The 26587-nt window shown below is 71.3% G+C and carries 22 protein-coding genes and 1 pseudogene; 10 read left to right on the top strand and 13 right to left on the bottom strand.

Annotation, left to right across the window (positions count from 1 at the left end):
- Both HET64_RS03385 and araD read right to left on the bottom strand, forming a co-directional pair.
- Entirely contained in the window at nucleotides 1-753 is a 753-nt protein-coding gene (locus HET64_RS03385; RefSeq protein WP_215102067.1) for a (5-formylfuran-3-yl)methyl phosphate synthase, read from the bottom strand.
- Nucleotides 754-980: 227 nt separating this feature from the next.
- A pseudogene (araD, locus tag HET64_RS03380) lies at nucleotides 981-1079 on the bottom strand (L-ribulose-5-phosphate 4-epimerase); the annotation flags it as partial.
- Nucleotides 1080-1224: 145 nt separating this feature from the next.
- On the opposite strand from araD, the gene HET64_RS03375 reads away from it, so the two are divergent.
- Nucleotides 1225-3195, top strand: a complete 1971-nt coding sequence (locus HET64_RS03375) for an acyl-CoA dehydrogenase family protein (protein ID WP_215102065.1) — start codon at nucleotides 1225-1227, stop codon at nucleotides 3193-3195.
- Between the two features lie 18 nt (nucleotides 3196-3213).
- On the opposite strand, the gene HET64_RS03370 is transcribed toward HET64_RS03375, so the two are convergent.
- The 3 genes from HET64_RS03370 to HET64_RS03360 all read right to left on the bottom strand — a co-directional run bounded on the left by HET64_RS03370 (nucleotide 3214) and on the right by HET64_RS03360 (nucleotide 5392).
- The gene (locus tag HET64_RS03370; protein ID WP_215102063.1) at nucleotides 3214-3357 is read right to left on the bottom strand and encodes a hypothetical protein; all 144 of its coding nucleotides are present in this window, start codon (nucleotides 3355-3357) and stop codon (nucleotides 3214-3216) included.
- Complete coding sequence (locus tag HET64_RS03365; protein ID WP_215102061.1) at nucleotides 3326-4681, bottom strand: OFA family MFS transporter; 1356 nt, start codon at nucleotides 4679-4681, stop codon at nucleotides 3326-3328. The genes HET64_RS03370 and HET64_RS03365 overlap by 32 nt, the downstream gene beginning before the upstream one ends.
- Before the next feature lie 111 nt (nucleotides 4682-4792).
- The gene (locus tag HET64_RS03360; RefSeq protein ID WP_215102054.1) at nucleotides 4793-5392 is read right to left on the bottom strand and encodes a TetR/AcrR family transcriptional regulator; all 600 of its coding nucleotides are present in this window, start codon (nucleotides 5390-5392) and stop codon (nucleotides 4793-4795) included.
- Nucleotides 5393-5607: 215 nt separating this feature from the next.
- Between HET64_RS03360 and HET64_RS03355 the strand changes: the two genes are divergently transcribed.
- Nucleotides 5608-6570: an oxygenase MpaB family protein gene (locus HET64_RS03355; RefSeq protein WP_215102052.1), complete on the top strand. Its 963-nt coding sequence runs from the start codon at nucleotides 5608-5610 to the stop codon at nucleotides 6568-6570.
- A gap of 58 nt (nucleotides 6571-6628) precedes the next feature.
- Here the strand turns inward: HET64_RS03355 and HET64_RS03350 are convergent, their stop codons facing one another.
- Together HET64_RS03350 and HET64_RS03345 are read right to left on the bottom strand one after the other, a co-directional pair.
- Nucleotides 6629-8200: an ABC transporter substrate-binding protein gene (locus tag HET64_RS03350; RefSeq protein WP_215102050.1), complete on the bottom strand. Its 1572-nt coding sequence runs from the start codon at nucleotides 8198-8200 to the stop codon at nucleotides 6629-6631.
- Between the two features lie 527 nt (nucleotides 8201-8727).
- On the bottom strand, nucleotides 8728-9246 hold the full coding sequence (locus HET64_RS03345; RefSeq protein ID WP_215102048.1) for a hypothetical protein: 519 nt from the start codon (nucleotides 9244-9246) through the stop codon (nucleotides 8728-8730).
- A 270-nt stretch (nucleotides 9247-9516) separates the two neighbouring features.
- On the opposite strand from HET64_RS03345, the gene HET64_RS03335 reads away from it, so the two are divergent.
- Nucleotides 9517-11766: a PQQ-binding-like beta-propeller repeat protein gene (locus HET64_RS03335; RefSeq protein ID WP_215102046.1), complete on the top strand. Its 2250-nt coding sequence runs from the start codon at nucleotides 9517-9519 to the stop codon at nucleotides 11764-11766.
- Between the two features lie 43 nt (nucleotides 11767-11809).
- Here HET64_RS03335 and HET64_RS03330 read toward each other — a convergent pair whose 3' ends face one another.
- Both HET64_RS03330 and HET64_RS03325 read right to left on the bottom strand, forming a co-directional pair.
- Nucleotides 11810-13579, bottom strand: a complete 1770-nt coding sequence (locus HET64_RS03330; RefSeq protein WP_215102044.1) for a siderophore-interacting protein — start codon at nucleotides 13577-13579, stop codon at nucleotides 11810-11812.
- Complete coding sequence (locus HET64_RS03325) at nucleotides 13579-14565, bottom strand: ABC transporter substrate-binding protein (RefSeq protein WP_215102042.1); 987 nt, start codon at nucleotides 14563-14565, stop codon at nucleotides 13579-13581. Before HET64_RS03325 ends, HET64_RS03330 begins: the two co-directional genes overlap by 1 nt.
- Before the next feature lie 137 nt (nucleotides 14566-14702).
- On the opposite strand from HET64_RS03325, the gene HET64_RS03320 reads away from it, so the two are divergent.
- The 5 genes from HET64_RS03320 (at nucleotide 14703) to HET64_RS03300 (ending at nucleotide 19027) form a co-directional block, all read left to right on the top strand.
- Entirely contained in the window at nucleotides 14703-15449 is a 747-nt protein-coding gene (locus HET64_RS03320) for an AraC family transcriptional regulator (protein ID WP_215102040.1), read from the top strand.
- A gap of 91 nt (nucleotides 15450-15540) precedes the next feature.
- Nucleotides 15541-16599: an iron chelate uptake ABC transporter family permease subunit gene (locus HET64_RS03315; RefSeq protein WP_215102038.1), complete on the top strand. Its 1059-nt coding sequence runs from the start codon at nucleotides 15541-15543 to the stop codon at nucleotides 16597-16599.
- Nucleotides 16596-17630 (top strand): iron chelate uptake ABC transporter family permease subunit, encoded by a 1035-nt coding sequence (locus HET64_RS03310; RefSeq protein ID WP_215102037.1) that lies wholly within the window; start codon nucleotides 16596-16598, stop codon nucleotides 17628-17630. The genes HET64_RS03315 and HET64_RS03310 overlap by 4 nt, the downstream gene beginning before the upstream one ends.
- A 132-nt stretch (nucleotides 17631-17762) precedes the next feature.
- Nucleotides 17763-18131 carry a BlaI/MecI/CopY family transcriptional regulator gene (locus HET64_RS03305; protein WP_215102035.1) on the top strand — a complete coding sequence of 123 codons (369 nt, stop codon included), beginning with the start codon at nucleotides 17763-17765 and terminating at the stop codon, nucleotides 18129-18131.
- Entirely contained in the window at nucleotides 18128-19027 is a 900-nt protein-coding gene (locus tag HET64_RS03300) for a M56 family metallopeptidase (RefSeq protein WP_215102033.1), read from the top strand. The genes HET64_RS03305 and HET64_RS03300 overlap by 4 nt, the downstream gene beginning before the upstream one ends.
- Before the next feature lie 33 nt (nucleotides 19028-19060).
- Here the strand turns inward: HET64_RS03300 and HET64_RS03295 are convergent, their stop codons facing one another.
- The 4 genes from HET64_RS03295 to HET64_RS03280 form a co-directional block, all read right to left on the bottom strand.
- Entirely contained in the window at nucleotides 19061-20119 is a 1059-nt protein-coding gene (locus HET64_RS03295; RefSeq protein WP_215102031.1) for a C40 family peptidase, read from the bottom strand.
- A 211-nt stretch (nucleotides 20120-20330) separates the two neighbouring features.
- Nucleotides 20331-20858: a GNAT family N-acetyltransferase gene (locus HET64_RS03290; RefSeq protein WP_215102029.1), complete on the bottom strand. Its 528-nt coding sequence runs from the start codon at nucleotides 20856-20858 to the stop codon at nucleotides 20331-20333.
- A 92-nt stretch (nucleotides 20859-20950) separates the two neighbouring features.
- Entirely contained in the window at nucleotides 20951-22468 is a 1518-nt protein-coding gene (gene glpK, locus HET64_RS03285) for a glycerol kinase GlpK (protein ID WP_215102027.1), read from the bottom strand.
- A 27-nt stretch (nucleotides 22469-22495) separates the two neighbouring features.
- Nucleotides 22496-23341: an MIP/aquaporin family protein gene (locus HET64_RS03280; RefSeq protein ID WP_215102025.1), complete on the bottom strand. Its 846-nt coding sequence runs from the start codon at nucleotides 23339-23341 to the stop codon at nucleotides 22496-22498.
- Between the two features lie 319 nt (nucleotides 23342-23660).
- Here HET64_RS03280 and HET64_RS03275 point away from each other — a divergent pair, with 319 nt between their 5' ends.
- Together HET64_RS03275 and HET64_RS03270 are read left to right on the top strand one after the other, a co-directional pair.
- Nucleotides 23661-24503, top strand: coding sequence for a heparin lyase I family protein (locus HET64_RS03275; protein WP_251144707.1), 843 nt, complete (start codon nucleotides 23661-23663; stop codon nucleotides 24501-24503).
- A gap of 58 nt (nucleotides 24504-24561) precedes the next feature.
- Nucleotides 24562-26583 (top strand): PQQ-binding-like beta-propeller repeat protein, encoded by a 2022-nt coding sequence (locus HET64_RS03270; RefSeq protein WP_215102023.1) that lies wholly within the window; start codon nucleotides 24562-24564, stop codon nucleotides 26581-26583.
- Nucleotides 26584-26587 lie beyond the last annotated feature (4 nt).

Below are 26587 nucleotides of genomic sequence, written 5' to 3'. Positions count from 1 at the left end.
TCAGCTCGCGGCCGGGGTGGCCGCGAACTCCCGGGCGTGCCGGTCCATCTCCGCCCGGAAGGCGGCCACCAGCCGCGGCTGGATCCTCCCGGCGTCGCGGTCGCCCCCCTCGCAGACCGCCCCGCGCACGCCCACGATGTCCGTTCCGATACGGGTCAGCGTGGCGAGGTCCGCGGCCTTGACGCTGCCCGCGAGGGCGGCGAGCAGACCGGCCTCGTGGGCCCGCCGCACGAACTCCGCGCAGGCCTCGGGCGGTACGTGGTCGAACAGCCGGGTCCCGTCCTTGATCGCGGTGTCGAGCATGGCCGCGTCGGATCCTGAGCGGCGGGCGATGTCGGGCAGCGCGAGCGGGTTGACGCAGCCGATCCGGTGGGCGTCCGCGTACCCCGAGGCGACGACGAACGCGTCGGGCCGGAAGTCCTTCACGGCCCGGACGACGCCCCGCATGACGTCGATGGCCTGGTCGGGCGTCGTGCATCCGTAGAGGCCGACCTTGATGTAGGTGGCTCCGGAGACAGCTGCGCCGAGCGCCGCCTGGGCCACCGTGCCGGGCTTGTACGGCACGTCTCCGACCGTCGCGGACAGCGGCTTGTCCGCCGGGACCGCTTCGCGGATCTCCCTGATGACCCACGGGAAGTTCGCGCCGAGTGACCCCTCGTCGGGCTTCTTGACATCGACGATGTCGAGGTGTTCCGCCGCCTTCGCACACGCGAGAGCTTCCTCGACACCGTCCGGGGAGATGAGAAGCAGCAACGTGGATTCCTTCCACCGCGATTTCACCCGCCGGACGGCGGGTGCGCGGAGCAGCCGGGATCTGGTGCGGTCGGCTCATCCTCGCGGCGCCGCACGGGCCCCGGCAGGGCGCGAGGGATGGCGAAGGGGTTACTGATCCGCCGCGCTCACGCCCCCCGTGGCGCGCCGTTCGCCTTGCGTCCCCCCTTGACCGGGCCCGCCGGGAGCGATCACCCCCTGCGCGAAGCTCACACGCCTCCGGGGTTGCCGTAGTAGGCGTCCGCGCCGTGCTGACGGATGAAGTGACGGTCCAACCGGTGCTGGGGCGGCCGCACCGCCCCCAGCGAGTTCGACGTCCGGAACAAGCGCCGGGCGAGCTCCTGATGTCCGGTCGCCCCGCCCGAGCAGGGACGTCCAGGGCTGCCCCGGGGCATCGGTGGGCCATACGCGGACCGACTGCTTGATCGTCCCCGGGCCGGGTAGCGAAACGGTATGACCACTGACAGAACATCCACCGTTCCCGGCGGATACGTGCGGCCGGAGCTCGACGTCCGGGCGCTGACCGAGATGCTCGACGGCGAGTACGCCGAGGTCCGCGACCTGGTCCGGGCCAACCTGGTGACGCACGCCCCGGTTCTCGACGAGGCCGACGAGCTCGACATCGACACCTTCCGTGAGCGGGTACGCGAACGCGTCGTCGAGATGGCGGCCACGGGCCAGACCGGCATGGGGTTCCCGAAGCGGTACGGCGGAGGCGGCGACATCGGGGCTTCCATCGCCGCGTTCGAGACGCTCGCCTTCGGTGACCTGTCGGTCCTGGTGAAGGTCGGCGTGCAGTTCGGGCTCTTCGGGGGAGCGATCCTGCACCTGGGCACCGAACGACACCACGACGCCTACTTGCCCGACCTGATCACCGGGAAGGTGATGGGCTGCTTCGCGATGACCGAGACCGGGCACGGCTCCAACGTGCAGGCGCTCGGCACCGTCGCACGGTACGACGCCGACGCCCGGGAATTCGTCATCACCACCGAGGGCGACCAGGCGCGCAAGGACTACATCGGCAACGCGGCCCGCCACGGGGAACTGGCGGTCGTCTTCGCCCAGCTGGAGGTGGGCGGGACCGCCGAGGGCGTGCACGCGTTCGTCGTGCCGATCCGGACCGGCGGCGAGGTGGCGCCCGGCGTCCGCATCGAGGACGACGGCCGCAAGATGGGCCTCAACGGCGTGGACAACGGACGCATCCGGTTCGACGGTGTGCGGGTGCCTCGCGAAGCGCTGCTCAACCGCTTCGCCGACGTCACCCCGGAAGGCGTCTACCGGAGCACGATCGACAACCCCGACCGCCGCTTCTTCACCATGCTCGGCACCCTGGTGCAGGGCCGGGTCAGCGTCGGCGGCGCGGGAGTCTCCACCGCCAAGGTCGCCCTCGCCGTCGCCACGAAGTACGCCCTGCGGCGCAGGCAGTTCCCGACGGGCTCCCAGGGATCCCGGGGGGAGGAGCAACTGCTCCTCGACTACGGACTGCACCAGCGCCGCCTGCTGCCGCTCATCGCCCGTACGTACGCGCTGCACTTCGCGCAGGACGTCGTACGCACGCAGCTGCACGAGGTCTTCTCCGGCATCGAGGACGACCCGGGGGCGCGGCGCCGGCTGGAGTCACGGGCCGCCGGGACCAAGGCGCTCGGCACCTGGCACGCCACGCGGGTGATCCAGGAGTGCCGCGAGGCCTGCGGCGGCGCCGGCTATCTCAGCGTCAACCGGTTCGCCGCCCTGAAGAGCGACAGCGACATCTTCACCACCTTCGAGGGCGACAACCACGTCCTGCTGCAACTCGTCGCCAAGGGCCTGCTCACCGACTACGCGAGCGAGTTCGAGGACCTGGACCAGCTCGGCATGGTCCGCTACGTCACCAACCTCGCCGTCGAGACGGTCATCGAGAAGACGTCGGCCCACAAGCTGCTGGAGCGGGTCCGTGACCTGCTGCCCGGGGGAGACGAGTGGGACCAGGAGGCCGGACTGCTCGACTCGGAGTACCAGCTCGCCATGGTCCGCTACCGCGAGGAGCACATGCTCGCCGGGGCGGCCCGCAGGCTCAAGCGCGGCATCGACCAGAAGCGCGACCCCGGCACCGTCTTCTCGCAGGTGCAGGACCACGTCATCGCCGTCGCCCGCGCACACGTGGAACGGCTGGTGCTGGAGGCGTTCGTCGACAAGGTGCGCGCGCTGCCGGAAAGCGGCAACAAGGTCGCCCTGGGCCTGCTGTGCGACCTGTTCGCCCTCTCGACGATCGAGGCGGACCGGGCGTGGTTCATGGAGCACGGACGGCTGACCGTCCAGCGGTCCAAGGCGATCACCCGCGAGGTGAACGATCTCTGCCGCAAGGTCCGGCCCCTGGCGGCAGACCTCGTCGACGCCTGGGGCGTCCCGGCCGAGATGCTGCGCGCCCCGGACCTGGTGGGGTGACCCGGGGCGCCACCGGGGTCAGCCGGTGAACAACTGGGTGGCCTTGCGGACCAGTTCGTACAGCCCGTAGGCGAGCGGAGCGCCCACCCACAGCCAGGTGAGGACGATCAGTGGCCGCCGGTCCTTCACCTCAGGCGGACTCTGCCCGCTGTCGTCGTGCACGGGGCGCTCCCTTCTGCGCCGGCTCGGCCGGTGCGGCGTCGAGGTGGTGGGACGGGTGCACCGGGCGGACCAGCTCATTGGCCACGAAGCCGACGGCGAGCAGGGCCATCATGATGAGGAGGGACGTCCCGTACAGATCCGCGCCGTGTTTCCCCGCCTCCTCCTGGCGGTCGGCGATCCAGTTCACGATCAGTGGCCCGAGGACACCGGCGGTGGACCACGCGGTGAGCAGTCGTCCGTGGATCGCGCCGACCTGATAGGTCCCGAACAGATCCTTGAGGTAGGCGGGAATCGTGGCGAAGCCGCCACCGTAGAAGGAGAGGATGACCAGCGCGCACAGGACGAACAGGGGCTTGGAGGAGCTTCCCACCAGGGCGATCAGCGCGTACATGAGCGTGCCCGCGCCGAGGTAGACGCGGTAGATGTTCTTCCGCCCGATCAGGTCGGAGGCGGAGGACCAGCCGATGCGGCCGGCCATATTGGCCGCGGACAGCAGGGCGACGAACCCGGCGGCGGCCGTCACCGACACGGGGGTGGAGGTGTCCGCGAAGAAGTCCGTGATCATCGGCGCGGCCTTCTCCAGGATGCCGATGCCGGCGGTGACGTTCATGCAGAGCACGACCCACAGCAGCCAGAACTGCGGGGTGCGCAGGGCTTGGCGCGCCGATACCTGCGGACCGTCCGGCGCCGCGGGCGGGCCGCCCGTCCGTTCCTCGACGCGCGGGCGCGGCACCCGTACCAGCGCCACGCCGAGCAGCATGAAGACGGCATAGACCAGTCCGTGGACGAGGAAGGCGAGCGCGATGCCGGAGTTGTCGCCGCCGAAGGAGTCCAGCATCTGTGCCGACCAGGGCGAGGCGATCAGCGCGCCGCCGCCGAACCCCATGATGGCGATACCGGTGGCCATGCCGGGACGGTCGGGGAACCACTTGATGAGCGTCGACACGGGCGAGATGTAGCCGATGCCTAGGCCGATGCCTCCGACGAAGCCGTACCCGAGGACGATCAGCCAGAACTGGCCGGTCGCGGCGCCGAGGGCGGAGAGCAGGAAGCCGGAGGAGAAGCAGACGAGGGCGACGGTCATGGCCCATCGGGGTCCGCGGCGCTCGACGAGCGTGCCGCCGAAGGCGGCGGAGAGCCCGAGCATGACGATGCCGAGCTGGAAGGGCAGTGCGCTCTGCGTGCCGCTCAGGCCGAGCGCGTCCTCCAGTGGTGGCTTGAACACGGACCAGGCGTAGGCCTGGCCGATGGAGAGGTGGATCGAGAGGGCGGCGGGCGGTACCAGCCAGCGACTCCAGCCCACGGGGGCGATGGGGGGACTCATGGGTCCCTCACCGTAGTGAGCGGGAAACCTTTTGAGAAGGTCGTTGACAAATCTCGCCGGGTTCGGTTCGCGCGGCGGTGAGGTGTGCCCGCCGATCGCCGGCGGGATCGGCTACTCCCGCGAGGTCGCCGCGAGCACCAGTTCCACGCAGTACGACTCCAGCCGCTCGCGCGGCACGTCGAGCGTGCCGTGCAGCCACCCCGCGAAGAGGTTCGCCAGGCCGCCGACCAGGGCGTGCGCGGCCATGCGGCGGTCGATGTCGTCCCCGGTCCCGGAGAGCTGGCCGCCGACGAGGTCGGTGAACACGGGCATGAGCCGGTGGCTGTGGGCCCCGAGAGCCGGGTCGGCGAAGGGCTCCAGGAGCAGCAGACGGCCCTTGTGCGGAGCGTCCAGGACCAGGGCGACGAAGGCGGACACGACGGCCCGGGCCCGGATGTCGCGCCGCGGGTCGCTGAGCGCCACGGCATTCTCCAGGGCGCCCCTGGCCTCGTCGGCGACCCGCTCGAAGGCGGCGAGGAGCAGGTCGTCGCGGCCGGTGAAGCTCTCGTAGAAGTAGCGGTCCGTCAGGCGCGCCTCACGGCAGACGGACCGGACCGTGACGGCCGCGCACCCCTCCTCGCCGGCCAGGCGCTCGGCGACGTCCAGGAGGGCCTGCCGACGGGCGGCGCGACGATCGGCGAGCTTGGTCCCGCCCCAGCTCCGTTCCGCCAACTCCGGTGCCCCCATTTATCGTTGACCAATTGACGACAGGTGTCCGCACATTCTAGCCTGACGACAGATGTCCTCAGATTGCCCTCGGTGCAACTGCCGGGATGAATCCATCAGCACACCGTCACGGACAGCGCCATGAACAGCGCCACGTGCGCGCCATGAACAGTGCCCTGAACAGCGCGGCCCCGCACCGGAATCCCTCAGCGGAGGTACACGTGACACCGTCAGCCCACGGACCGGACCCCACCGACCCGAGAACGGCCGAACCTCTCGGCCCCGACACCCTTACCTGGCGCTGGTTCGGCGACTGGAGAGGCCTCCTCCTGGCCCCCTGGGCCGGATCGATGCAGAACATGCACCCCGAGCTGGGCGCGGGCGTCGCCGAGCACTCGCGCTTCTTCGAGGAGCGCTGGGAGCGCCTCTTCCGCTCGCTCTACCCGATAGGGGGCGTGGTCTACGACGGCCCGCTCGCCGTCCGGACGGCCCGCGAGGTGCGCGGCTACCACGCCTCGATCAGCGGGGTGGACGAGCACGGCCGGCCGTACCACGCGCTCAACCCGGACACGTTCTACTGGGCGCACGCCACGTTCTTCATGCTGACCGTGCAGGTGGCCGAGCGGTTCGGCGGCGGCCTCACCGAAGCGCAGCGGCGCACACTCTTCGACGAGCACGTCCGCTGGTACGCGCTGTACGGCCTCTCGATGAAGCCCGTTCCCCGCAGCTGGGAGGACTTCCAGCGGTACTGGGACCACATGTGCGCCGACGTCCTGGAGGACAACCGGCCCACACGGGACGTGCTGAACATGCGCCGCATCGCCAAGCCGCCCCTCCTGCGGCTGCTGCCGTCCCCGCTGTGGGCCCTCGCCCGTATCCCGATGGTCCGGCTGACCCTGTGGATCACGGTCGGCCTGTACCCGCAGGCCGTGCGCGAACGGCTCGGACTTCGCTGGACGCCCCACGACGAACGGCTGCTCGGCCTCCTGGGCCGCATGGTGCACCACGCCTGGCAGCGCGTTCCCGAGCGGCGCCGTTTCCACCCGCGCGCCCGGGCCGGCTGGGACCGCGAGCGGGGCCGCCCGGCGGCGGGCCCGGTGGAGACGCCGGCCCGGAACCTGCCGCCCGAGGAGCGGCGCGGACTTCCCCAGCACTACGCGCCGGAAGCCGGCCGTCCCGGGTGAGCCGGGCCGCGCCCGCACGTTGATCACCGCGGACCTCGATCCGCTTCCGCGACCCGCCTCAGTAGGCAGTGCTGAGTTCCCAGAACCGGAAGACGGTCGAGGTGTCCAGGCAGTTCTGCAGGCCTCGGACGTTCTCGTGGGCGACCGCGTACTGCTTGCCCTGCCAGAGCGGCAGAATCGGCAGCTGTCGCGCCACGATGTCCTGCAGCTTCATGTACTCCTGCCGCGTGTTCGCACGATCCGTCATGGACGAGGTCCGCGGGATGATCCGGTCGACGATCTCCTCGTTGTCGTAGTTGTTCGACAGGACGTTGCCCGCACCGAAGAACGGCTGCGTGAAGTTGTCCGGATCGGGGTAGTCCGGTACCCATCCCTTGACGTAGATGCCGTACTTCCCTTCCGCGATGCCCTTCTCGTACTCGTCGAAGGGGACGGACCTCATGCGGGCGTCGAAGAGCCCGCTCTGGTTCAGCTGATCGGCGATGTTGTCCAGTGCGTCGTCGGTGGCCGGCCCGTACCTGCTCGGGGTGGACCAGAGGGTGAGTCTCACCTTGTCCGCCATGCCGGCTTTCCGTAGCTCCGCCTTCGCCTGTTTCGGCTTCGGGCTGTCCCCGTAGGTGTCGAAGAAGGAGGTGCCGTGGCCGGTGATGCCTCCCGGGATGATCGAGTAGAGCGGTGCCGCCGTGGACTGGTAGACCTCGCTGACCAGGGCGTGGCGGTCGACGAGGTAGGCGATGGCCTTCCGGACGGCGAGCTTGCCGACGACCGGGTCGTCGACGTTGAAGACCATGTGCTGGACTTCGGCGCTGTTGCCCTGGACCACCTCGATGCCGTCCTTCTCCGCGGTGGACGCGGTGTCCAGGTCGGCTATCGCCTTGGCGCTGAGGCCGCGGTAGGCAATGTCGACGTCGCCTTTCTCCAGAGCCGACCGGAGGGCCTGCTGGTCACCTCGGAAGAACTCCAGGGTCACGCCCGAGTTCTTCACCTCGGCGGTGCCCTGATAGCCCGGGTAGACCGAGAAGACGGCTTTCCTCTTGTCGATGGAGTTCAGCTGGTAGGGACCCGAACCGACCGCTCTGCCACCCTCGAGCAGGCCGTCCTCGGGGTAGACCTGACGGTCCACTATGGAGCCGCCCCCCGAGGCGATCTTGCTGGGGAACGTCGCGTCGGGAACCTTGAGGCGGAAGACGACGGTCCTGTCGTCCGGGGTGCTGATCGACGAGATCGTGGAGAGCAGCGGCGCGGGGCCCGCCGGGTCGTTGATCCTGATCGTCCGGTCGAAGGAGTGCTTGACGTCCGCCGAAGTGAGGCTGTTGCCGTTGCTGAACTTCAGCCCGTCACGCAAGGTGCAGGTGTACGTTTTGCTGCCGTCGGAGAACGTGCACTTCTTGGCGGCCTCCGGTACGGGTGTGGACGCTCCGGGCGGGAAGCTCAGCAGGGACTGGAAGACGTTGTTGAACAACAGCCAGGACCCCGGGTCGTATCCCGAGGCCGGATCCGTGGCGAGGATGTCGTCGGACATCCCGACGGCCATCGTGTTCTCGGAGTCCTGGGAGCCGCAAGCCGTCAATAACATCGCTGCCAGTGCCCCGGCGATCAGGGTGCTCGGCCGCCTCGTACGAACCTTCACAGAACGTTCCTCATGCTCTCGGCCGGCCGCGTGGGGGGTGTCCCCGGACAACCGGGTCAGGTCGGAAAAGACAGCGAACACCGCGACCGTCCAGCACTGTCGGCCCGACCGGGCTCGATCGCGGACCGACGGACTGCCCGGACTCGGTGTTCGTCAGGAATTCACCACACGATGACTGACCATCAAATGCCAGTTGGTGAACCGCAGTTGGGGTCGATATTAATCGCGTGGTGTTGTTGACAATCTACTTGTACACCGCGATGTGCGCTGCCGCATCGCGCGAAAAAAAATCTTCATCCAACAGCCCGCGAACCCGCGGGGACCCACCCTTGTGACCTGGGCTGTCCGGCTACCTCGGCGATTTACCCGTTCAAGCGGGACGCTTCGTACCTCTGTATAACCTGTCGGGGTATACGAACAGATTGAGGGTCCTCGGGTGAACGCCGGACGATCGGATATCACCATCGAGTCGCCCGAAGGTTCCGGGTGGCAGCGGAATATTCTTTCCCCGGACAATGGTCGATACATCAGGAGCAATCCGGCAGCGCCGGGCGTTTCTCGGCCCGTACGGCGGGGAGCCACGCCGTACGGGGCTCCGGGCCGGCGGGAAGGCGGACGCGGAACCAGCGGGTGGACCGGCGGTCCTCCTCACCCCGCCGCCGCGCCCCGGGTGCCTCCCGGTGGGCGGCGATGCGGATGAGCAGGCTCTCCGGCGTGTGGAGCGCGCGGGCCTCATGGGTCGGGGCGAGACAGCCGGCCGTCAGCGCACGGGGATGTCCGCCCCCCCGACCGAGTTCGGCCTCACGGCGGGCGGACTCCAGGATCCTGCGCGCCTGGAGCGGCGCGAGTCCGGCGGTCGGCATGATCTTCAGTGCGACGCCGGCTCGGCCCGGGCGGCTCCCGGCCGGTCGCGCCGCGTACACCGTGGACCAGCCCCCGGTGCCGATCGGGCCGGTGACGACCCAGTCCCCGATGCGGGACCCGGGCGGGACCAACTCCGCCCGGTCGCCCACCGCGGTGTCCCCGGGGCCGCGCGGCGGTCTCACCGGGAGGCCTGCCGCTCCCGCCCGCCCGGCCCGGTCGGCGTCGGCAGCAGCGCGAGATGCGCCTCCCGTACGAGCCCGAAGTGACATCCGGGGGCCTGTGCCATGGGCGGACCCGCTCCACCGCGGTCCCGTTCCCGGGAAGAACCGCAGTGAGCAGCGCTGATCGTCACCCGCTTTGCTCTGTCGTACCGCCCTGCGGCTACTTTGGTGCAGCACAGGTGAGCGGGCCCGTGATGGCACGGACGCACGGGGGACGGGAGGTCGGGAAGAGTGTTGCTGCGCGGAGGTGATCCGGTCGAGATCGGCGGTTATCCGCTGGAGGAGCGGCTCGGTTCGGGTGGCATGGGCACCGTCTTCCTGGCCCGTACGAGCTCGGGGCGACCGGTCGCGATCAAGCTGATCCATCAGCAGTTCGCGGGGGACGACGAGTTCCGCATCCGTTTCCGGCAGGAGGTGGCGGCCGCGCGACGGGTGAGCGGCGCGTTCACCGCCGCCGTGGTCGACGCCGCCCCCGAGGCGGAGCAGCCGTGGATGGCGACGACCTACATCGAGGGGCCCACGCTCACGCAGCGCATCGCCACGGGGGGCCCGCTGGACGGAGCGGAGCTGAGGCGGCTCGCCATCGGGCTGGCGGAGGCGCTGCGCGACATCCACCGGGTGGGAGTCGTCCACCGCGATCTGAAGCCCTCGAACGTCGTGCTCTCGCCCGAGGGCCCACGCGTCATCGACTTCGGCATCTCGCGCGCGGTGGACCAGCAGACGCTGACGATGACCGGGCGGGTCATCGGTACGCCGCCCTTCATGTCGCCCGAGCAGTTGCAGGCGCCGCGTGGCGTGGGACCGCGGTCCGATGTCTTCTCCCTGGGGACGCTCCTGGTGTACGCGGCGACCGGCCACGGGCCCTTCGACGCGGACAGCCCCTATATGACGGCCTACCAGGTGGTGCACGAGGAGCCGTCGTTGGACGCGGTCCCGGAGGCTCTCCGGGCGGTCGTCGAACCGTGCCTGGACAAGGAGCCCGAGGGGCGCCCCTCGGCGGACGAACTCCTCGTGTTGCTGAGGGACCTGCCCGCCGAACTCGGCGGGACCAGGGCCGGTGGTCCGGGCGCGGGCCGCACCAGCGACATGAACACGCAAGCCCACCTCGCGACGGGGGACACCCCGGCGCGGACCGACCCGACGGGCCCCGGCACGGGAAGCACCGGCGCGCCGCTCGGTGGCCGTCTGCGCCGCCGCCGGCGGCCCGTGCTCGCGGCGGCGGTCGCGGTGGCGGCGATCGGCGGCGGAGTCGCCGCGCTGACGACGGGCGGCCTCGACGGGAGCGGAGGCGGCACGAGCCCCGGTGGCGCGGGCACGGGCAAGAGCACCGCGGTAACGGCGGGCGCGCTTCCGGACGGCTTCGAGCCGTGGCGCGGGACCGTGCTGGGCGGTCGCGAGGACATCCCCGACGAACTGCGTTGCGTCGTGAGGGGCGACGCGCTGTTCTGCGGGGGCGGCGGCGTCGTCGCCACCCGTATCAGGGCTCACGACGGGTCCCGGGTGTGGACCGCGAAGAGCCCGGGCGTCCCCGCCCAGGGCATGCACCTGGTGGGCGCCACCGACGACACGGTGCTCGGCTACCGCTTCGCCGCCCAGGACGACCCCGAGGGCCCTCGCAGCGAGGTGGTGGCCCTCGACGCCGACAGCGGCCGGGAGCTGTGGGCCGCACCGTCCGGCGCCCAGTCGACGGCCGTCACGGGCCGGACCAGGGACGCCGTCGTGGCCGGCTCCGCCGTGGTGAGCGTCGACGCCTCCAACTCCCGCTTCGAGGCCCGGGACGCCCACAGCGGCGAGGTCCGCTGGACGACACCGTTCCCCGCCGGCACGCAGTGCGCCCCCGTCCCGCTCGGACCCCGGCTCCTGGCCATGTGCGCGGCCGACACGGAGGTGGACGACCTCCAGGTGCGCCGGCCCACCCTGCGTACGCTCGCCCTCGACTCCGGGACACCGGGCGGGCCCGTCACGGTCGACGGCCCCGTCGTGCCGATGGGCGCGGCCCGCGGCGGGCTCGTCCTCCTCTCCAAGCACTACGAGGGAACGGCGCCGGCCGGGTACGACGGAGTGGCACGGTTCGACCCGGCCACGCGGAAGGTCACGTACGCACGGTTCGACAAGGTGTACGCGGGCACGCCCGGCATGGCGGACGGCACCGTCTATGTGAGCGGGCAGGCCGGTCTCGTGACGGCGCTCGACTCCGCGACCGGGGTTGAGAAGTGGTCGCGTCAGACGGGCGTGGAGGGCGCGTCGGGTCCTGCGGCGGGAGCCGGCGCGCTGTACTTCAGCTCCGCCACCGGCCGGGTCGTCGCGCTGTCGCCGAAGGACGGCAGACCGCTGTGGGCGACCGACCCGCGGGTCGACGCGCTCACGGGTGAGCAGGACGCCAGCCCCCGGGTGACCGTCGCGGGGCGCGCGGTGTTCGTGGCCGCGGCGACGAACACCCTCTTCGCCTTCGACGCGCAGAGGCCGCCGAGGTCGGGCTGACCCCGGCGGCCTCCCGCCCGCCCCTCCCCTGTGGGGGCGGGCGTCAGGCCCGGCGCAGGACCGTGGCCTCCGTGCCCCAGCCGAGCGCGATCGTCCGGTCGACACTCCAGCCCGACCGCTTCGCGAGAGCGGCGATCGCGGCGGAGTCGCGCAGCGGGCTGCCGGTCGCGGTGTACGCGTGCAGGGCCGCCTCGGCCGCGTGCGGGCTCAGGCCGTCGGGGCGGGAGGCCTCGACGAGGACCACCGTTCCGGTCCATCCGGCCAGCCGCGTGAGGAGTTGGACGCCCTCCTCGTCGGTGCGGTGGGCGAGGGCCTTCGCGGCGACGGCGACATCCGCGGGGCCGGCCGTCCAGTCGATGCGGTCCGGTGCCGTGACGTGTCCGCGCAGCACCCCGGCCGGGGTGGCTTCCTCCGTGATCCGCAGCCCGGGCCGCCGCCCGGCGTCGTCGAGAGCGGCGACCACCGAGGCGCTGCCCGGCCCGGTCAGGAGACAGGTCCCGACGTTCTCCCAGAGCGGGTCGGCCGTCAGACCGCCCAGCAGGAAGACCAACTGCTCGCACTCGTCGACCAGTTCGCCGTAGCGGTCCGCGTCGTGGGTCACCGTCTCGTGCAGGGTGGCGCCCGAGGCGATCTGCCAGGGGGAGGTACCGTCCCGGAGCGCGGGAGCCAGGTGCGCGAGGGCGAGCAGCAGCTCGGCCTCGTGGCCGGTGTACTCCTCGCGCTCGTGGTCGTCCAGGAGTTCCTCGCCCGCCGGGCCCAGACGCAGCCGGGCCCCGCCGTCGGCGCCGACGACCACGTCGTACGCGGCGAGCAGCGGAAGCAGTAGGCCGATCCCCGGCCCGGGCACACCCAGGCGGGTCGCGAGCGCGTCGGCGGAGAGCCCCGGCGCGTCGGCCACCGCGTCGACGACGCCGAGCCGCAACGCGGCCCGTGCCACCAGCCACGGCAGCGGCGACGGGATCTCGGCGGGGCCCTGCGCGGCGGCATCCGCCGGGTCCGGTGCCTCCGGTGCGGCGGCCTCCTCGCGGTGCCAGTAACCCGTGATGTTCACGCGGTCCTTGGGGAGCTTCCGCTCCCGCTGGAGATACCGGCGTACCGGAAGCAGCGCCCGGCTCTCCGCGGCCGCCCAGGCGAATCCCTCGCCCGCCGGGGCCGGCAGTGCGCGGACGGCGGCGTCCAGCGCCGCCGCGTCGCCCGGCTCCGCGACCACCCACCTGATCGTGTCGCCGTCGCGCAGCGCCGGCTCCTGGCGTGCCGCGTCGTCCGAGACGGTGACCAGGACGTGCGCCGGGGCGTCGAGGGGACGTTCGTCGAGGAAGCGGCCGATTGCGGGCAGCGCCGTCTCGTCCCCGATGAGAAGGATCCAGTCCAGCCGTTCCGGCAGCCGGAGCGACGACTTGGGCCCGACGAACCACAGCTCGTCGCCCTCCCGCGCCGACGCGGACCAGGCCTCCGCGGGCCCTTCACCGTGCACCACGAAGTCGAGATGCAGCTCTCCCGCCCGATGGTCCACCCGCCGGGGCGTGTAGTCGCGGGTCAGCCGGTGTTCGGCCGGCGTCCACTCGATGCCGTGCGGCAACTGGGCGGGGAGCGCCGCCCGGACGTCCCCGTCCGCGGCCAGGATCAGCTTGATGTGGTCGTCGAACCCGGGTGCGGCGAAGGCCGGGTGAGCGGTCCCGTCGCGGGTGAACGCGGCGAGGTCCTCGCCGCCGAGGACCACCCGGCGCATCCTGGGGGTCACCTCGTGGACACGGCGGACGGTGACCCGGCGCAGGACGAGGGGGTGCGTGGTGTAGGCACGCCGGGCGGCCATCAGGAGAACCGCTTCTCGATGATGTCGAGGAGCGCCATCGACTCGTCGTAGTCGCCGCGCAGCACCCAGTGCGGCAGGTCGTAGGCCTGGTTCGCCTGGAAGGCGGGCAGCGCGCTGTAGACGGGGTTCTTCTTGAGGGTGGCGACGTCGGTCGTGTCGGCGTTGAAGCCCATCACGAACACGGACGGCTGGGTGATCGTCTGGCCCACCTTCTCGGTCGACAGCTCGAACATGTCACCGCCCTGCCCGTACACCTTGAAACCGCCGTCGGCGAAGAGCGGCGCCGGCTCGATGCCGACCTTCTCCAGCTCGGTGGGCAGGCCCACGCTCTCCACCAGGCCGAAGGCGGTGCCGTCGCCGGTGAAGGTGAGGAAGGACACGGGGCCGGCCGGCGGCTTGATCGCCTTCTTCACCTCGCCGATCCGCTGGTCGTAGGCGGCCAGGTGCTTGTCGTAGACGTCGGCCTTGCCGAACACGTCGCCGGCGAGGAAGGAGAACTGACTCCGCCAGTCGCCGAGCTTCTTGCCCACGAGCACGGTGGGAGCGATGTCGGTGAGCTCGTCGTACACCTTCTCCGCCTGGAACAGCGGGAAGCCGATGCCGCCGCCGACGATGAGGTCGGGCTCCAGGGCGAGGATCGCCTCCAGGTCGAAGCCGTCGACGCTCCACGGCAGGAACGTCGTGCCGTCCGCCTTCGCCTCCTTCGCCCAGTTCGGGGAGAACGCGCCCTTGCTCTCGGCGTCCTCGGGGATCGTGGCCCGCACCGGCACGTCGAGGTCGTAGAGATACCCGGCGAGGGCGTGGTTCAGCACGACCACCTTCTTGGGCTCGGCCGGCACCTCCACCTTGCCGTAGTCGGTCGTGACGGTCCGGGTCTTCGCGGCGGAGGCCTTGTCCCCGTCGCCCGACGGGTCGGCGGCCGAGCAGCCGGTGAGGGCCAGCGCGGCGACGACCGCGACGGCGAGAAGGCGGGCAGGAGCAAACATGGGACCTCATGTGGCTGGATAGGCTCGGATGTTCGAGCTGTTGGTAAGGTGAGGCTAACCTCGCTGGTTCCGCTGCGTCGATCCGCGTACGACATCGCCAGTGACGGACACGACGCATCGCACAACGGGAGGCACGCTTGCCGACGACATCCCTCGGCACCGTGGTCGCCGAGAACGCCATTCGCTTTCTGGGGCACGACACGCACCGGCACGACGCGCCGCACCTCATCTACCTGGTGACCGGCAGCGCCCGTCTGTCCGCCGACGGCGAGGAGTGGAGGCTCGGTCGGCACGAGGCCCTCTGGCTCGCTCCACGCGTGCCGCACGCGCTGCGGATCGAGCCGGGCGGCATGGCACTCGGCCCTCTCCTCGACCCCGCTGACCAGCCACGACGCCGGGTTCAACCCCTCGGGGCCGTACCCGCGATCGTCGAGGTCATGACCACCACACTCGGTGCGGCGCCGACCACGCCGGAGCAGGTCGAGCCGTTCCGTCAGGAGCTGGGCCGCGTACTGAGGGGCATCTCCCGGCAGTACTTCCCGGTCGTGCTGCCGGTCCACCCCGCGGTGCGCGCACTCGCCCGCGAGGCCCTGCGCGCCCCCTCCGTGACCCTGGAACGGCTCGCCGAACGGCACCGGATGAGCCCCCGCCAGGTCCAGCGCGTCTTCCTCGACGAGACCGGACTGCCCTTCACACGGTGGCGCAACCGGGCCAGGATGAACGCCGCCGTCGAACACCTCCGCGGCGGAGGCGAGCTGACGGCGGCGGCCAGGGCGGCCGGCTACGCGACCCGGGCCGGACTGCTGCGCGCGCTGAGCCGCGAGTCCGGGGTGCCCGTGAGCGCGCTCACCACGGACGCGGTGGGGGCGCTCGGCGGCCGCTGAACCGGGAGCCGGGCAGTTCCAGCAGCTCATGTACGTCGATCACGCACGGCACTTCGGCCTGCCCGGGTGGCGGCTCGCACAGGGAGAACAGATGGCACAGGCGCTCGCGCCGACGACCGCGCCACCACCGGCCACACCGTCGAGATCCCCGCGTCGCAGGACCCGTCGGCTCCTCGGCCTGGGCGTCGCCGTCGGCACGCTCCTCGTGGCGGTGGTGCTCAGCGTCGCGGTCGGCTCGGCACTGCTTCCCCTCGACGTGGTGTGGCAGGCACTGACCGCTCCCGACGGCTCCGCCTCGCACGCCACGATCAGCGGCGCCCGCGTGGACCGCACGCTGCTCGGCGTCGTCGTCGGCACGTCCCTGGGCGTGGCGGGGGCGCTCATCCAGGCGCTCACCCGCAATCCGCTCGCCGACCCCGGTGTCCTCGGCGTCAACGCCGGCGCGAGTTTCGCCGTCACCCTGGCCGTGGCCGTCTTCGGCGTCACACGCATCGACCAGTACCTGCCCTTCGCCTTCGTCGGCGCCGTCGTCGGCTCGGCGGTGGTCTACCTCGCCGCGAGCGGCGGACGGGGCGGGCCCACACCGCTGCGCCTCACCCTCGTCGGGGTCGCCTTCACGGCGGTTCTGCTCGGCATCTCCCAGACCCTCGCCCTGATCGACACGGAGACCTTCGACCGCATGCGGTTCTGGGGCGCGGGCACCATCACCGACCGCCCGACGGGCACCGCCGCCGACATCGCGCCCTTCGTCCTGGCCGGACTGCTGGCCGCCGCCTTCTGCGCGCGCCCGCTCAACGCGATCGCGCTCGGCGACGACGCGGGGCGGGCCGTCGGGCTGCGGGTCGGCGCGACCCGGTGCGGTGTGGTGATCGCGGTGGCCCTGCTGTGCGGTTCGGCGACGGCCGCGGCGGGCCCGCTGATGTTCGTCGGCCTCATGGTGCCGCACGCCGTGCGCCGGCTCACCGGACCCGACTGGCGCTGGATCCTTGTCCACTCCGCCGTCCTCGCCCCGGCGATCGTGCTGTTCGCCGACGTCCTGGGCCGGTTGATCGTGATCCCGTCCGAACTGCAGGTCGGCGTCATGATGCCGCTCATCGGCGCGCCCGTACTGATCCTGCTGGTGCGCGGAAGCCGGGTGAGGGAACTGTGAGCGCGGCATTCGTCCTCAGAGCGGGGTCCCTGAGCCTGCGAGCGACGCGCCGCGGGGTCCTCGTGTGCGGGCTGTTGTCCGCCGCGCTGCTCGCCCTGGCCCTGTGGGCCTTCACCCTCGGCAGCTACGCGCTGAGCCTCGGCGACCTGGCCGCGGTCATCTCGGGCACCGCCGGGAACAGCGTCCGCACCGTCGTCCTGGAATGGCGGGCGCCGCGCATCGTCGCCGCCGTACTGTTCGGTGCCGCCCTCGCGATGGGCGGCGCGGTCTTCCAGTCCCTGACCCGCAACCCGCTCGGCAGCCCCGACGTCATCGGCTTCACCACCGGCTCCTACACCGGTGTCGTCCTCACGCTGCTCGCGGGCGCGAGCAGCTACTCGGCGCTCGCGGCGGGCGCCCTCGCCGGCGGCCTCGTCACCGCCCTGGCCGTGTATCTGCTGGCTTTCCGGCGGGGTGTGGTGGGCTTCAGGCTCATCATCGTCGGGATCGCGGTCGGCGCGCTGCTGTCCTCGGTCAACACGTGGTTCTCGGTGAAGGCCGACGTGGACAACGCGCTGAGGGCCGCGGTGTGGGGCGCCGGCTCGCTCAGCGCCATCGGCTGGCCCGCCGTGATGATGGCCTCCGTCCTGGTGGCGGTGGTCGCCCTGGCGGCCCCGGTGGCGCAACGCCGGATGCGATGGCTCGAACTGGGCGACGACACGGCGGCGATGCTGGGCGTACGCGTCGAGCGCACGAAACTGCTGCTGGTCGTCCTCGGTGTGGCCGCCACGGCCGCGGTGACCGCCGCGGCGGGCCCCATCGCCTTCGTGGCCCTGGCCGCACCGCAGATCGCCCGCCGCCTGACCGGGCGCGGAACCTCCGTCGACCTCACCGGTTCGGCACTCGTCGGCGCACTCCTGCTGCTCGGCGCCGACATCGCGGCGCAGCACGCGATCGAGGGCGTGGTGCTGCCGACCGGCGCGGTCACCGTGTGCGTCGGCGGGGCGTATCTCCTGGTGCTGCTGGTACGGGAGTCCCGGCGGGGGTGGTAGGGCTCCGCCCGGGACCGGTGCTCTGAAGGCCCCCACGATGTGCCGTGCCTGCCGTGGCCACCGGAGAGGGCGGAGCGTGAAACTACTATGGTTCCCGGGGGCGCGACGGCGCACGGAATCTGGGGACGTGGAATGCGACGGCTCGGAGAGCTCGAAGCCGAAATCATGGACTGCCTGTGGAAGTGGGACAGGCCGGCGACGGTCCGTGAGGTCGTCGACGACATCAACCTCCGCCGTCCGGCCGCCTACACGACCGTGATGACCGTGGCCACCATCCTCTACAACAAGGGCTGGCTGACCCGGCAGAAGCAGGGGCAGGCGTGGCTCTACACGCCGGTCCGCAGCCGTGAGGCCTACTCCGCCGCCCTGATGGAGGACGCCCTGGGAACGAGCCGGGACCGGTCGGCCGCGCTCGTGCACTTCGTGGAGCGGATGACGGAGGAGGAAGTCGCCGCGCTCCGCGAGGCGCTGCGTGCGACGGGCCGTGGTGGCGAGCTGTGAACGCCGCCCCCTTCTTCCTCGGCTACGCCGCGGCCGTCGGCGTCCTGGCCCCGCGCGCGCTGCTCCGCAGCAGCTGGCCCCAGCGGTCACCGCTGCTGGCGGTCGCCGTGTGGTTCGCGCTGGCCGCGTCCTTCTCCGTCTGCGTCGCCCTGGCCGCCCTGCACCTCACCACGCCGGGTGCACACCTGCACGGAATCCTCTACTCCTGCCGCTCGGCCCTGGGCCTCGGCCCGTCCGGCGGCGGCCTCCTGCCGGGCCTGGGGATCGCCGCGGTCGCCGTCCTGGCCGCCGCCCACCTCACCGGCTTCGCCGAGCACACCGGGCGGGCGTACGTGGCCCGCGCCCGGCACCGCGAGATCCTGGACAAGGTCGGCCGCCGATCGGCCTGTTCGCGGGCCACCGTGGTGGAACACACCGAGCCCGCCGCCTACTGCCTGCCCGGCCGCCACCCGAGGATCGTCCTCAGCAGCGGGGCCGTCGGCCTCCTGTCCGGCGGCGAGGTCGACGCCGTCGTCGAACACGAGCGGGCCCACATCCGCGGCCGCCACCACCTCGTCCTCGCGGCCGCCCACGCCTTCACCCGCGTCTTCCCCGGTGTGCCGCTCGCCCGCCATCTCCAGCAGCAGGTACCCCTGCTGCTGGAGATGGCCGCCGACGACCACGCCCTGCGCCGCTGCCCGCGCGGCGCGCTGGCCGCCGCCATGTTCACCCTGGCGGCCGGTGAGGCGCCGAACGGCGCCCTGGCGGCGGGCGGCCGGACGGTGCTGGTCCGCCTCCGGCGCGTGCTGGCCCCGGCGCACCGCGCCCATCCCGCCCTGCGCTGCGCGGTCGGCACGGGCGCCCTGATCACGCCCGTCCTCCCCGTACTGCTGACCTGCCACGCCGGACTCGGGTGACACCCGTCGGCCGCCGCGCACCGGCCGGCGGCCTCAGATCCGTACGCCCCACATGAACGGCATCCCGCTGCGGGCCATCGACTCGTACCGCACCTGAGCGCCGGGCTTCGGCGCGTGGAGTATCTGGCCGTTCCCGGCGTAGAAGCCCACGTGGCTCAGGTCGGTGCGCATGATGACGAGGTCGCCGGGCTTGAGCGCACCGATCGAGTTGATCCGGGTGCCTGCGCCTGCTTGGGCCTGCGAGGTACGGGGCAGCGAGACGTCGGCCTGCTGGAACGCCCAGGAGGTCAGGCCCGAGCAGTCGAAGGACCCAGGACCGGTGGCGCCCCACACGTACGGCATGCCGACCCTGCTCTTGGCCGCGTCGAACGCCGCGGCCGTACGACCCGACGCACTGGCCTCGTTGCCCAGCTCGCCCTGCTCGCTCGCCAGCTGGGTCCGCTCGCTCGCCCGGTTGGCCCGCTCCTCCTTGGCGACCCGCTCGGCCCGTTCCTCGGCCGTGAGGGTGTTGAGGAGCCGCTGGGCCTCGGCCAGCTTGCCCTGGATCTCCTTCTTCTTGCTCCCCAGCTCCTTGCGGGTCTCCTGGAGGCTGTCGAGCTTCTTCGCGGCCTGAGCGCGCTGCTGCTGCAGACCACGCTGCTGCGAGAGGAACCGCTGGAGTGTGTCCGACTGCCGGGCGCTGAGCCGGTCGAGGCCCGACGCCTGGTCCAGGTAGGCGTCGGGGTCGGCCGAGAGCAGCAGCTGGATGGAGGGGTCGAGACCACCGCTGCGGTACTGGGCCGTGGCCGCCGAACCGAGCTGCTGCCGCATCTCGTTGAGCGCCGCCTGCTTGCGGACGACCTCCTCGTGGAGGTTGTCCGCCTCCTTCTGGAGCTTCCCGGCCGATTCCTTCGCCCCGTTGTACTTCTCGGTGGCCTGGGTGGCCTGCTCGTACAGCCGGTCGATCTGCGCCTGGACCCCCTTCTTGTTCGGGTCCGGCAGCGGATCGGCCGAGGCCGACTGCGCCGACAGCACGACCGTCACCGCCGCGGTCGCGGTGAGCACGGACGTGTATCCGTGGCTGGGCTGCTTGGGACGACGGTGGGACGCCACTGAGGCGGGCTCCTTCTTCCTCGGCCGCTGTCCGACGGTCCATGGACCGTCAAGTACCGCTGCGAGACAGCGGCTTCAGCGACACCTCCACCGGTGACCCGGGCGGGCGACCGGCCGTTCGGAGGCCGAGCCACGCATACTAATCAACTTAGTGACCCACATCCAAGCGCGGCCGGGGAGCGACTCTCCCGCCGATCATGCCGTGACCTGCTCAGTCGCCGAGGATCCGCTCCCACAGCAGTCCGTCCCGCCAGCTCCCGTCGAGAAGGATCGCCGCGTGCGCGACGCCGTACGGGGTGAACCCGTTGCGGCGCAGCACCCGTTGCGACGGCAGGTTCTCCAGGTTGGTGGACGCCTCGGCGCGGTGCAGACCGAGTTCGTCGGTCATCACCCGGAGCACGAGCCCGACGGCGTTCCCGGCATGCCCCTGATTCTGGGCGACGGAGGCGATCCAGTAGCCGACGGAGCCGCGGCGCAGATGCGGCTGCGGCAGGATGCCTCCCACGGTGACCTGCCCGATCACCTGGTCGTCGGCGAGCACCACGCCCGGCCAGACGGTGCCGCCCCGGTATCCGGCCAGCAGGCCCTCGATCCGCTCCGCCTGGCCCTCCGGGGTGAAGTAGTCGGCCGGCTGGGCCGGTTCCCACGGCCGGAAGGCCTCGACGTCCCGCACCCGGTGCGCGGCGATCGCGGCGGCGTCGGTGGGCTCTATCAGGCGGATCCTGGTACTGCTGCGCATGGGGGCGGTCCTCGTCGCGGTGCGTCGGATGGGACGGCCAACCTATGCGAGGGCGCCCGGGCCGCCACCCGGCGGCCCGGGACCGCCGGTGGTCAGGGGACCTTCACCCAGTCGAGGGTGCGCTCCACCGCCCTCTTCCAGCCCGCGTAGCCCTCCGCGCGCTGCTCCTCGGACCACTGGGGCGACCAGCGCTTCGACTCGTGCCACTGGGTGCGCAGTTCGTCGGTGTTCTGCCAGAAGCCGGTGGCGAGCCCCGCCGCGTAGGCCGCGCCGAGAGCGGTCGTCTCGGCGACGACGGGACGGCTGACCTGGACGCCGAGGACATCGGACTGGATCTGCATGCAGAGGTCGTTGGCGGTGACCCCGCCGTCGACCTTGAGCACGTCGAGATGGACCCCGGAGTCCTGCTCCATGGCCTCGACCACATCACGGCTCTGGTAGCAGATCGCTTCCAGGGTGGCCCGCGCCAGGTGGGCGTTGTCGTTGTACCTGGCCAGGCCGACGATCGCGCCGCGGGCGTCGGACCGCCAGTACGGCGCGAACAGGCCGGAGAACGCGGGCACGAAGTACATGCCGCCGTTGTCCTCGACGCTCCGGGCCAGTTCCTCGCTCTCGGGCGCCGATTTGATGATCTTCAGCTGGTCGCGCAGCCACTGCACCGCGGATCCGGTGACGGCGATGGAGCCCTCCAGCGCGTAGACCGCCGGGCTGTCGCCGAACTGGTAGGCCACCGTGGTGAGGAGGCCGTGCTCCGAGCGGACCAGCTCGGTGCCGGTGTTGAGGAGCAGGAAGTTGCCGGTCCCGTAGGTGTTCTTGGCCTCGCCGGGGGCGAAGCAGACCTGGCCGACGGTGGCCGCCTGCTGATCGCCGAGGACGCCCCCGATGGGAATGGCGGCGCTCAACGGCCGGGAGGTGCGGGTGGAGCCGTAGGCCTCCGGATGCGACGAGGGATTGATCTTCGGGAGCATCGCCCGGGGGATGCCGAAGAAGCCCAGGAGTTCCTCGTCCCAGTCGAGGGTCTCCAGGTTCATCAGCATGGTGCGGCTCGCGTTGGTCACATCGGTGGCGTGGATACCGCCGTTCGGGCCACCGGTCAGGTTCCACAGGACCCAGGCGTCCGTGTTGCCGAAGATCGCGTGGCCGGCCTCGGCCGCTTCCCGTACGCCGTCGACGTTCTCCAGGATCCACTGGATCTTGCCGCCGGAGAAGTACGTCGCCGGCGGCAGCCCGGCCTTGCGGCGGATCACCTCTCCCTGCCCCGAGCGTTCGAGGTTCGCCGCGATGGCGTCGGTACGGGTGTCCTGCCACACGATGGCGTTGTAGTAGGGCCGCCCGTTGCGCGGGTCCCAGACCACCGTGGTCTCCCGCTGGTTGGTGATCCCGATGGCCATCAGGTCGGTCGGCGCCAGGCCGCCGTGCCGCAGGGCGTTCTGCATCACCGAGTTGGTGCGCTCCCAGATCTCCACGGGATCGTGCTCCACCCAGCCCGAGCGGGGCAGGATCTGCTCGTGCTCCAGCTGGTGCTTGGCGACCTCGTTGCCGCCGTGATCGAAGATCATGAACCGGGTGCTGGTGGTCCCCTGGTCCACCGCGCCGATGAAGTCCGCCATGATGTGTCGCCTCTCCGGCCGGTGTCGTCAGTCCTTGGAGGCCGGGACGCGTCCCGGCGGTTCGGGTGCGGCGGACGGCAGGAAGCGTCCGACGAGGGCCTTGTAGAGACCCGCGCCCAGCAGGCCGCCGACCAGCGGGCCGATGATGGGCACCCAGAAGTAGAGATTCCCGTACTGGTCCCGCCACGCACCGCCGTAACCGGTGAGGAAGCTCGCCAGCCGGGGGCCGAAGTCACGGGCCGGGTTGATCGCGTAACCCGCGTTGGTGCCCCAGGCCATACCGATCGCGACCACGACCAGGCCGATGATGAACGGGCCCATGTTGGAGCCGGGCGGGGTGTTCAGCAGGTCCGTGATCGCCATGATCAGGAGCAGCAGGATGGCGGTGCCGATGACCTGGTCGCGGAACGCGCCCCACTCGTGGACCGGCAGAGCCGGGTTGCCGTTGGCCGGCAGGGTGGAGAACACCCCCTGCGTCTTGATGGTGTGCCCGGGGTCGGCCTTCGCCAGCGCCTCGCTGTAGTTCCACCGGACGAGGAGCGCGGCCACGAACGCACCGGCCGTCTGCGCCAGCGCGTACGGAGCGACCTTGCTCCAGGGGAACCCCTTGAACGCGGCCAGGGAGAGCGTCACCGCGGGATTGAGATGGGCCCCGCTCAGCCGCGCCGCCACATAGACGCCGAGCGTGACGCCCAGCCCCCACGCCCAGGCGATGCTGTCGTGGTCCCCGAGCCCGCCGGCCGGATCCGTGAGGGCTCCGCCCGCCGCCACCTGGGCGACCACACCGCACCCGAAGAGGATGAGGATCATCGTGCCCGCGAACTCGGCGGACAACTCGCCGAGCAGTCCGGACTTCCTACGTAGTTCAGCCATGAGAGCTCGCCCTCCGCCGACGGCGCCGGCTGTCGACTATCCGAGCAGTGTCAGCAGGCTAAGACGATTTACGAGATCAGGCATATCGGGATGTTCAGGGCGTCGAGGCGAGGTGACTCTGCGTATTCGATCACATCATTCGCAACCGAGTCTTTCGAATGATGGTTAAAAGTGTCGTCTCTGGTCTTCCGATTTCGTTCGGAGGCGTGTCAGCATGCAGGCCACCCGACCGCCGCGGGCGCCGCATCGGGCGATGTCGCACGGCCGCTTCCGTGTGATGTCCCTGATGGCCGGTGTCCCCCAGACATGGAGGAGCTCCATGACCAGGCTTCACAAGGTGTCGATCGCCTTCTGCGCGGGGGCGCTGCTCGTTCCCGTCCTGCTCTCCGATCCGGCGGGAGCCGGGCCGGAGAGGACCGAGGACGCCGCCCCGCCTCCCTCGCCGTCCGCCGCGGACCGCCTGCGGGTGGACTACGAGAGCGGAACACTGGACTCCGGAGTGGAGGGCCTGACCACCACGAAGGCGACCGCGCCGGATGCCTCCGGCGTCGTGCGGCCCGCGCACGAGGGCACCTACGCGGTTCAGCACAAGGTGACGCTCGGCGATCCGGCATACGAGTCCAACGGCGCACCGCGCAGCGAGAGCGCGACGGACCTCCTCCCGTCCGGACGCTTCGTCGTGGGGGACGAGCAGCGCTACGAGTTCAGCGTGCAGCTCAAGGACTGGAAGACCCACACGCCGGGGGAGAGCGAGTCGGGCGACATCGTCTTCCAGGGAAAGTACGCGGGGGACAACGTCCCGGCGTTCTACCTCATGGCGAAGCGCGACGAGATCGCTTTCCGGTCGCCGCACCTGAACCGGCAGTCGACGGTCGTGGAGGGCCTCGGCCCGCAGGTCAACCGGTGGATGCGCTTTCGTGTGGACGCGCGCTGGACCACCGACGGGACCGGCTACTTCCGGGTCGCTGTGCGGCTCTCCGGCGAGGACGGCTACCGGCCGGTCGTCGCGTACGAGAACGTGCGCACCTATCAGCCGGAGAATCCGGCCGACCACGGCTACCTCAAGTGGGGCCTCTACCGCCCTTCGCAGTCGATCGGGAACGGTGACGTGCCCACCAGGATCGTCCAGCACGACGACCTCCGCGTCACCGGCCTGTCCTGACCCGGGCCCGGACCCGCGCACCCGACACACCCGTCCCCACACCCCCCATGGAGTTCAGATGACCCGTTTCTCTTCCCCGAGCAGGCGCCGACTGCTCCAGGCAGGTGGCGCGTTCGGGCTGGCGACAGCCGCCGGATCCCTCCTCGCCCCCCGGGCCGGCGCGGCCGGGGCCGCACCGGCCACGGCGACGGTGACCGATCTGGGACCCGGACTGGTCCAGTTCTCGCTGATGAGCGGTCTGCTGGTCGGTGACACCGTGTACATCGGGTCGCGCAACACGCGGCCCGCCGGCGTGATCGGGTTCCATCTGCCGAGCCGCGAGGTGGTGTCCCGCACCGACCTCGACGCGGGGCCCGAGCCGTCCGTCCAGGCGCTCGCGGCGGACCCCACCGGCCGTTACCTCTACATCGGCGTCCTGGTCAAGGCCGACCAGGGCGGGCCGAACCTCTACCGGTGGGACCTGAAGAACCCCGGGACCCCCGCCCTGGCCATCGGCAGGACCGAGGACCGCGACATCCGCGACCTCGCGGTGGCCCCCGACGGCACCGTCTACGCCGTGGGCGGCGTCCCGGGGAAGCCGCCCTCCCTGTGGGAGTACGACCCGGCCACCGGCACGGTCACCGACCGGGGTGTACCGGACCCGAGGGCAACCCTGGCCAGGGCGGTCGCGGCCTCGGACACCACCGTCTTCTTCGGAGCGGGCAGCGTCCTCGCCGGCGGCGGCGGCGCGAGCAAGGCCTCCCTGTACGCCTTCGACCGGACGACGCACACCTTCACCCCGATCGTTCCCCAGGAGATGGAGAAGGACCCCAGCCTGCGGGAACTCGCCGTCGTGGACGGCCATCTGGTTGTCGGCACCTCGGGCGGGGTCGACCCCGCGAAGCTCGCCGTGATGGACCTGGACGACCTGTCCTCGTACACCGTCGTGTCCACCGGGGGCACGGTCGTCAAGACGCTCGCCGCCGACGCGGACCGTATCTACTTCGCCTCCGAATCGGGCCTCCACGCCTACGCGAAGGCGGACCGGACGCTTTCCCCCGTGGAGTTCGACGGGCCGGATCTGGGCGAGATCTGGGGCGTGGACCACGTCGACGGGAAGCTGGTGGTCGTCTCGGGTTACGGATTCGTCGCCGAGATCGACGTGGCGGCACGTACGTCGGTCGTCACCGATCTGCACGAAGCGGGCGCGGAGGCCGGTCCGCAGGCGGGCATGGGCATAGCCGCCGGCCGGGGATACGTCTACCTCGGCGGCAACGGCGCCATCTCCCGGCGCGATCTGAGGACCGGCGAGGTCGTCAACCTGCCGGCGCCCGGTGAGGCGAAGGACGCCGAGGTGATCGACGGCGTCCTGTACACCGGCCAGTACAACGCGCAGGGCATCTGGCGCTACGACCCCGCCCGGCGACACGATCCGCAGCAGGCCGCCAGCTTCCCCAGCGAGCAGAACCGTCCGCTGGACACCTCGTGGGACCCGGAGAACAAGCTGCTCCTCGTCGGGGTCCAGTCCGACACCGAGGGGGGAGGCGCCCTCTGGACGTACTGCCCGAGGACGGGCAGGAAGGCCTCCTACGTCAATCCGATCGACGACGTCCAGCTCGTCCGGGCCGTGGCCAACCGGGACGGCCTCGCCTTCCTGGGCGGTGACAACACCGCCAAGGAGGGCCCGCGTGCCACCGTCGTCGCCCTCGACCCGGTCACGGGCAAGGAGCGGTGGCGCCTGGACACCCGGCAGACGGCAGGTGTGGCGGCCCTGGCGGTACAGGGCCGGAACCTCTACGGGCTCACGACGAAGGGCGCCCTGTTCGTCGTCGACGTGCGGACCAGGAAGGTGGTGCACACCGCTGACGTCAGCGCTGTCAGCAAGGGGTTCGCCGCCATGGTCGCCCACCGCGGCGCGGTCTACGGCGTCTCGGACACCACGCTCTTCCGCTTCCACCCGAAGACGTTCGCCGTCAGCACGGTCGTCGCCGGGATCGACGGCGCCTGGTACAGCGGCCCGCACGTCAACGTGTACGGCGGTCGGCTCTACACGCTCCGCGGGCACAACCTCGTCGCGGTCGACGACAGGCGCTCGCACTGAACCG

It is taken from the genome of Streptomyces sp. McG3, assembly GCF_018619185.1.
In the GTDB taxonomy this organism is placed as follows: domain Bacteria; phylum Actinomycetota; class Actinomycetes; order Streptomycetales; family Streptomycetaceae; genus Streptomyces.
This window is presented reverse-complemented; position numbering and strand designations above follow the sequence as displayed.

Bases quoted from the DNA above. Each gene is read 5' to 3' on its own strand.
- HET64_RS03325 (WP_215102042.1), bottom strand. From the start codon at position 14,565: ATGTTTGCTCCTGCCCGCCTTCTCGCCGTCGCGGTCGTCGCCGCGCTG.
- HET64_RS03305 (WP_215102035.1), top strand. From the start codon at position 17,763: ATGCGACGGCTCGGAGAGCTCGAAGCCGAAATCATGGACTGCCTGTGG.
- HET64_RS03315 (WP_215102038.1), top strand. From the start codon at position 15,541: ATGGCACAGGCGCTCGCGCCGACGACCGCGCCACCACCGGCCACACCG.
- HET64_RS03290 (WP_215102029.1), bottom strand. From the start codon at position 20,858: ATGCGCAGCAGTACCAGGATCCGCCTGATAGAGCCCACCGACGCCGCC.
- HET64_RS03375 (WP_215102065.1), top strand. From the start codon at position 1,225: ATGACCACTGACAGAACATCCACCGTTCCCGGCGGATACGTGCGGCCG.
- HET64_RS03275 (WP_251144707.1), top strand. From the start codon at position 23,661: ATGACCAGGCTTCACAAGGTGTCGATCGCCTTCTGCGCGGGGGCGCTG.
- HET64_RS03365 (WP_215102061.1), bottom strand. From the start codon at position 4,681: ATGAGTCCCCCCATCGCCCCCGTGGGCTGGAGTCGCTGGCTGGTACCG.
- HET64_RS03270 (WP_215102023.1), top strand. From the start codon at position 24,562: ATGACCCGTTTCTCTTCCCCGAGCAGGCGCCGACTGCTCCAGGCAGGT.
- HET64_RS03280 (WP_215102025.1), bottom strand. From the start codon at position 23,341: ATGGCTGAACTACGTAGGAAGTCCGGACTGCTCGGCGAGTTGTCCGCC.
- HET64_RS03330 (WP_215102044.1), bottom strand. From the start codon at position 13,579: ATGGCCGCCCGGCGTGCCTACACCACGCACCCCCTCGTCCTGCGCCGG.
- glpK (WP_215102027.1), bottom strand. From the start codon at position 22,468: ATGGCGGACTTCATCGGCGCGGTGGACCAGGGGACCACCAGCACCCGG.